At 72.9% G+C, this 4,774-nt stretch carries 6 protein-coding genes; 3 read left to right on the top strand and 3 right to left on the bottom strand.

Going from position 1 to position 4,774, the window contains the following annotated elements; translation table 11 throughout:
- Nucleotides 1-528 (bottom strand): CoxG family protein (locus tag ACFQ4O_RS15280; protein WP_378776844.1); only part of this gene is annotated, 528 nt, incomplete at its 3' end.
- A gap of 107 nt (nucleotides 529-635) precedes the next feature.
- Here ACFQ4O_RS15280 and ACFQ4O_RS15275 point away from each other — a divergent pair.
- Together ACFQ4O_RS15275 and ACFQ4O_RS15270 are read left to right on the top strand one after the other, a co-directional pair.
- Nucleotides 636-1,325 carry a fumarylacetoacetate hydrolase family protein gene (locus ACFQ4O_RS15275; RefSeq protein WP_378776842.1) on the top strand — a complete coding sequence of 230 codons (690 nt, stop codon included), beginning with the start codon at nucleotides 636-638 and terminating at the stop codon, nucleotides 1,323-1,325.
- Between the two features lie 100 nt (nucleotides 1,326-1,425).
- Entirely contained in the window at nucleotides 1,426-2,409 is a 984-nt protein-coding gene (locus tag ACFQ4O_RS15270; protein ID WP_378776841.1) for a transporter, read from the top strand.
- A 329-nt stretch (nucleotides 2,410-2,738) separates the two neighbouring features.
- Here the strand turns inward: ACFQ4O_RS15270 and ACFQ4O_RS15265 are convergent, their stop codons facing one another.
- Nucleotides 2,739-3,104 (bottom strand): DUF1127 domain-containing protein, encoded by a 366-nt coding sequence (locus ACFQ4O_RS15265; protein ID WP_378776839.1) that lies wholly within the window; start codon nucleotides 3,102-3,104, stop codon nucleotides 2,739-2,741.
- Between the two features lie 189 nt (nucleotides 3,105-3,293).
- Between ACFQ4O_RS15265 and ACFQ4O_RS15260 the strand changes: the two genes are divergently transcribed.
- A complete protein-coding gene (locus tag ACFQ4O_RS15260; protein ID WP_378776837.1) occupies nucleotides 3,294-4,181 on the top strand; it encodes a LysR substrate-binding domain-containing protein in 888 nt (295 codons plus the stop codon).
- A 190-nt stretch (nucleotides 4,182-4,371) separates the two neighbouring features.
- On the opposite strand, the gene ACFQ4O_RS15255 is transcribed toward ACFQ4O_RS15260, so the two are convergent.
- Nucleotides 4,372-4,554: a hypothetical protein gene (locus ACFQ4O_RS15255; protein ID WP_378776835.1), complete on the bottom strand. Its 183-nt coding sequence runs from the start codon at nucleotides 4,552-4,554 to the stop codon at nucleotides 4,372-4,374.
- Nucleotides 4,555-4,774 lie beyond the last annotated feature (220 nt).

Genomic DNA, 4,774 nt, shown 5'->3' with positions numbered 1-4,774 from the left:
CGGCTGGGGCGCCGTCGCGGCCGGCGCCTCGTCTTCGTCCGCCGGGGCGAGCGGCGGCGCCTCCGTCACGGCCGCGCCGAGATCCGGCCGGGCCTCGATCTCGCGGGCGAGATTGCCGAAGAAGGTCTCCACCGTCTGGCGCGCGACGCCGGTGACGAGCCGGGAGCCCAGCGCCCCGATCTTGCCGCCCACCTCCGCGTCGATGCGCCAGGTCACCACCGTCTCGGCGCCTTCGCTCGCGAGCGACACGTCCGCCGTTCCCTTGGCGAAGCCGTCCGGCCCGGCCGCGCCCTGCCCGGCCAGCCTGGCGGAGGCCGGGGCCTCGCGGCTCTCCACCGTCCAGCCGCCCTGCAGCGCGGCCTTGACCGGGCCGATCTTGGCGGCGCCGCTGGCGCGGTAGTCGTTGGCGCCGGCGCGCTCCAGCGTCTCGCAGCCGGGAAGGCTCGCCTTCAGAACCGCGTCGTCGTTGAGGGCCGCCCAGACGCGCTCGCGCGCCGCGGGGATGCGGTGAGACCCGGTGAGCTCCATGGCGGCTGCCCCTTCGGCGGTTCGCTTTTCGTCGCGCGGAGTTCTAGAGTTCGCGGGGACGACGGTCCAGCGGCGCCGCGTCTCCGAAACGCCTCGCAAGGAACGCCATGTCCGATTTCGTGTTCGCTCCGCCGCCCCGGCCCGCCGTCGCGGTGCGGGGAACCTCCGCCCTGTTCCCGGCGCGGCGGGTCTATTGCATCGGCCGCAACTACGCCGCCCACGCCGTGGAGATGGGCCACGACCCGGACCGGGAGCCGCCGTTCTTCTTCCTGAAGACGCCCGACGCCCTGCTGCCGGACGGCTCGGTCTTCCCCTACCCGCCCGGCACCTCGGACCTGCATTACGAGGTGGAGCTGGTGGTCGCGCTCGAAAAGGGCGGCCGGGACGTGGCCGAGGCCGACGCGCTCGATCTGGTGTTCGGCTACGGCGTCGGGATCGACCTCACCCGCCGCGACCTGCAGGCCGAGGCCAAGAAGCTGCAGCGCCCGTGGGAGATCGGCAAGGCCTTCGACCACGCCGCGCCGCTCGGCCCCCTCGCCCGCGCCTCTGAGATCGGCCACCCGGACCGCGGCGCGGTGACGCTGGACGTGAACGGCGAACGCCGCCAGACCGGCGACCTCGACCAGATGATCTGGAAGGTGCCGGAGATGATCGCCTATCTCTCGCGCTACTTCGAGCTGGCGCCGGGCGACCTCATCTTCTCCGGCACGCCGGCGGGCGTCGGCCCCACGGTGCGCGGCGACCGGCTCTCCGGCCGGGTGGAGGGCGTCGGCGCGCTGGAGCTGACGGTCGCATGACCACTGGCGCCCTTCGCCGGAACGTCATAGAGGGGCGCTAACGGATCACGCCGGCGTTACGCCCGCTGGGGCGACCGCTCCCCGCAGTCTGGAGGCCGTGATGCTCGTCAGCGACGACAAGCGCCTGATCTACGGCGTGCGCACCACCGCGGACGGCCGCGTGGAGCGGCTCGGCTGGGCGGACGTGGACGCGGCGCTCGCCGCGCCCGACGGCTTCGTCTGGCTGCATCTCGACGCCTCCGATTCCCGCGTCCAGCAGTGGCTCTCCACCTGCCCGCACCTGCCGGAGGACGCCCGCGAGATCCTCGTCGGCGTCGACCGCCACATCCGCATCGAGGCCGGGCCGCACGGCGTCATGGGCGTGCTGGGCGACCTGCACCACGACTTCGCCGACGACCCCAACCGGGTCGGCACGCTGCGGCTCTATTTCGACGACCACCGCTTCGTCACCGCGCGGCGCAACGCGCTGCGGGCGGTGGACCGGCTGCGGCGCTCGGTGGAGCTGAACCGCTGCGAGCGCAAGCCCGCGCCGCTGCTGGTGGAGCTGCTGCACCACCTGTCCGACGCGTTTTCGGGCACGCTGCTGGAGGCGATCGAGGAGCTGGACGACGTGGAGACCGACGTGCTCGCCGACCGGGTGAAGGACGGCGGCGCCGCGCTCGGCCGCGCCCGGCGGACGCTCGCCCATCTGCGCCGCCATCTCGGCCCCCAGCGCATCGCGCTCGGCGGGCTGCTGGCGCGCCTGCCCTCCTGGGCGACGCCCGAGGAGGCCGCGGACCTGCGCGACGCGGTGGCGCGGCTCGACGCGGTCGGCCACGATCTCGACCTCGCCCAGGAGCGCGCCCGCCAGCTTCAGGACGAGCGCGCCGGCCGCCTCGCCGAGATCACCAACCGAAACCTCTACGTGCTGTCGATCTTCACCGCCATGTTCCTGCCCATGACGCTGGTGACGGGCGTGTTCGGCATGAACGTGGGCGGCCTGCCGGGAGTGGAGTCGCCCCACGGCTTCCTCTGGACCATGATCCTGATGTTCGGCACCGGCGCCTGCACCTACGGCGTGCTCCGCATCGCCCGCATCGTGTGACCTCAGCCGTCATGCCCAAGCGTGGTCCTCGGGCATCCGCGGCTTTCAGGCGTTGAAGGCTTGCGCGTTCAACTCGTGGATGCCCGGCATGCGCCGGGCATGACGGCGAGCATCGCTTTTCGAACCGTCCTCAGACGCCGCCGGCCCCCCTCACCCGGAGGGCTGACGCCCTCCGACCTCTCCCCGCCGGGGAGAGGTGAACGCAGGTCCGCCGTCGCGCGTCATCCCATGGCGGCTTTCAGGCACGGACGCCCGCCCCTTCACCTCTCCCCGGCGGGAAGAGGTCGGCGCGCAAGCGCCGGGTGAGGGGCCGCGCCATAAAAGCCGCGTCAGCCGTCCGCCAGTTGCCGGGGCGCCGGGCGGGTCGTCTCGGGCCGCGACCGGGCGGCGATGAGGCCGCGCCGCCAGCGCTGGTGCGCGCGTTCGGCGGCCCGGCGCTCCACCGCGAAGACGGACAGCCGGACTGTCGGATCGCGCCACAGCGGCTCGGCCGTCGCGGAGGCGATGTCGCCGCGGGCGAGGCCGATGTCCGCCAGCATGCGGTCGTCGAGCGCCGAAAGCTCGGCGAACTGCGCGCGGCGGCGCCAGGCGCGCACGGCCTGGGCCAGAGTTCGCATCATGTCCTTCGCCACGAAGGCCACGGCCTTGGCCGGGGCGATCCGGGCGGGCGTGAGGCGTTCGAACGACGACGGCATGATGACCTCCTGTGCGACGGTCTGGCGGGGACCTTCTGATCGCGAGGCGACGATCCGCGGCCTCGCTCATCGAAGCCACCCGAAACCGCCGCACGCCCTGCCGGAACGCCGTCACCATGCGCCCGCTTGACTGATCAGTGAAACGAATGTTTCTAATAGAAGCCATCACCGTCAGTGATGGACATCGCCATGACCGCCCTGCTCGACGTGGACCAGCTGCGCACCTTCGTCGCCATCGTGGACACGGGCTCCTTCACCCGCGCCGCCGACGTGGTGTTCAAGACCCAGTCCGCGGTCTCCATGCAGATGAAGCGGCTGGAGGAGCGGGTCGGCCGGCCGATCTTCGCCCGCGACGGCCGCGGCGCGAAGCTGACCGAGGACGGCCAACGCCTGCTCGACTACGCCCGGCGCATCGTCCACCTGTCCCGGGAGGCGGTGTCGGCCTTCGAGGACGACGCCCTGACCGGCCGCGTGCGGCTCGGCGTGCCGGACGACTACGCCGAGCGCTACCTGCCGGAGATCCTGGCCCGGTTCTCGCGCTCCAACCCGCGGGTGGAGGTGTCGGTGATCTGCGAGCCCACCAGCCATCTGGTGCAGTTCGTGGACCGCGACGAGCTCGACCTCGCCATCATCACCCACGCCGCCCGCCGCCCAGTGGGCGAGATCATCCGGCAGGAGCCGCTGCTCTGGGTCACCTCCCAGCGGGGACTGGCGCACGAGGAGGCGGTGCTGCCGCTCGCGCTCGGCACGGCGGTGTGCGAATGGCGCGAAACCGCCCTCGCCCAGCTCGAAGCCGCCGGCCGGCCGAGCCGTGTGCTCTATTCGAGCTGCAACTTCACCGCGGTCGGCTCGGCGGTGCTGGCGGGGCTCGCCGTGTCGGTGCTGCCGGAATCCGCGCTCCGCCCCGGCATGCGGGTGCTCGGCCAGGCGGAGGGCTTCCCCCCGCTCCCCACCTGCAAGATCGCACTGCTGCGCAACGTGGGCTCGCTCACCGAAACCGCGCAGGCGCTCGCCGACCACATCGTCGCAAGCCTCGACAACCTCACCGCCACGCTGGACTCCGTCGCCGCCGAGTGAGGGGGTGGCGCGGTCGTCACGAGGACACCGGGCCGAAACGCCCCTCTGTCCTTGTCCCGGCCTTGAGCCGGGACCCAGAGACGTCAGCGTGTCAGAACAAACCACCGCCGCCGGCGTCCGTCGCGTCTTGCTTGAGGGCTCAGTGGTTCTGGGTCCCGGCTCAAGGCCGGGACAAGGGAGAGCCCCACCCTCACCAGCGCAGGGGCGCGTCCGGATCCCGCGGCGGGGTGAAGCGGTCGAGGAAGCTGTCGGCGCCGGAATCCTCGGCGCAGGCCGCGCCGTCGTCCAGATCGTCGGCGGGCGCGGGGTCGCGCTGCCGCCCGGTCGGCGCCTGCGCCCCGAGGCGCAGGCCGTGTTCGTCGTCGAAGGTCATCGCCGCGCTCCTCGTCGGGAGAGGACGGGCGTTCCTCAGGGGTACGCCCGGGTCAATCGTGTTGCGTCAGGCCCAGTCGCCGTCGTCCCCGCCCGCGTCGCCGCCGTCATCGCCGCCGAGCAGGCCGGAGAACCAGCCGCCGCCGTCGCCGCCGTCCGCGTTGGCGTCGTGGACACTGGCGTCCTGCGCGCCCGCGTCCGCCTGGGGCTCCGCGGCCTTG

Origin of the sequence: Methylopila musalis (assembly GCF_042679725.1) — a bacterium.
In the GTDB taxonomy this organism is placed as follows: Bacteria; Pseudomonadota; Alphaproteobacteria; order Rhizobiales; family Methylopilaceae; genus Methylopila; species Methylopila musalis.
Note: the sequence above shows the minus strand (reverse complement) of the source record. Positions and strands in the feature narration are given on the sequence as shown.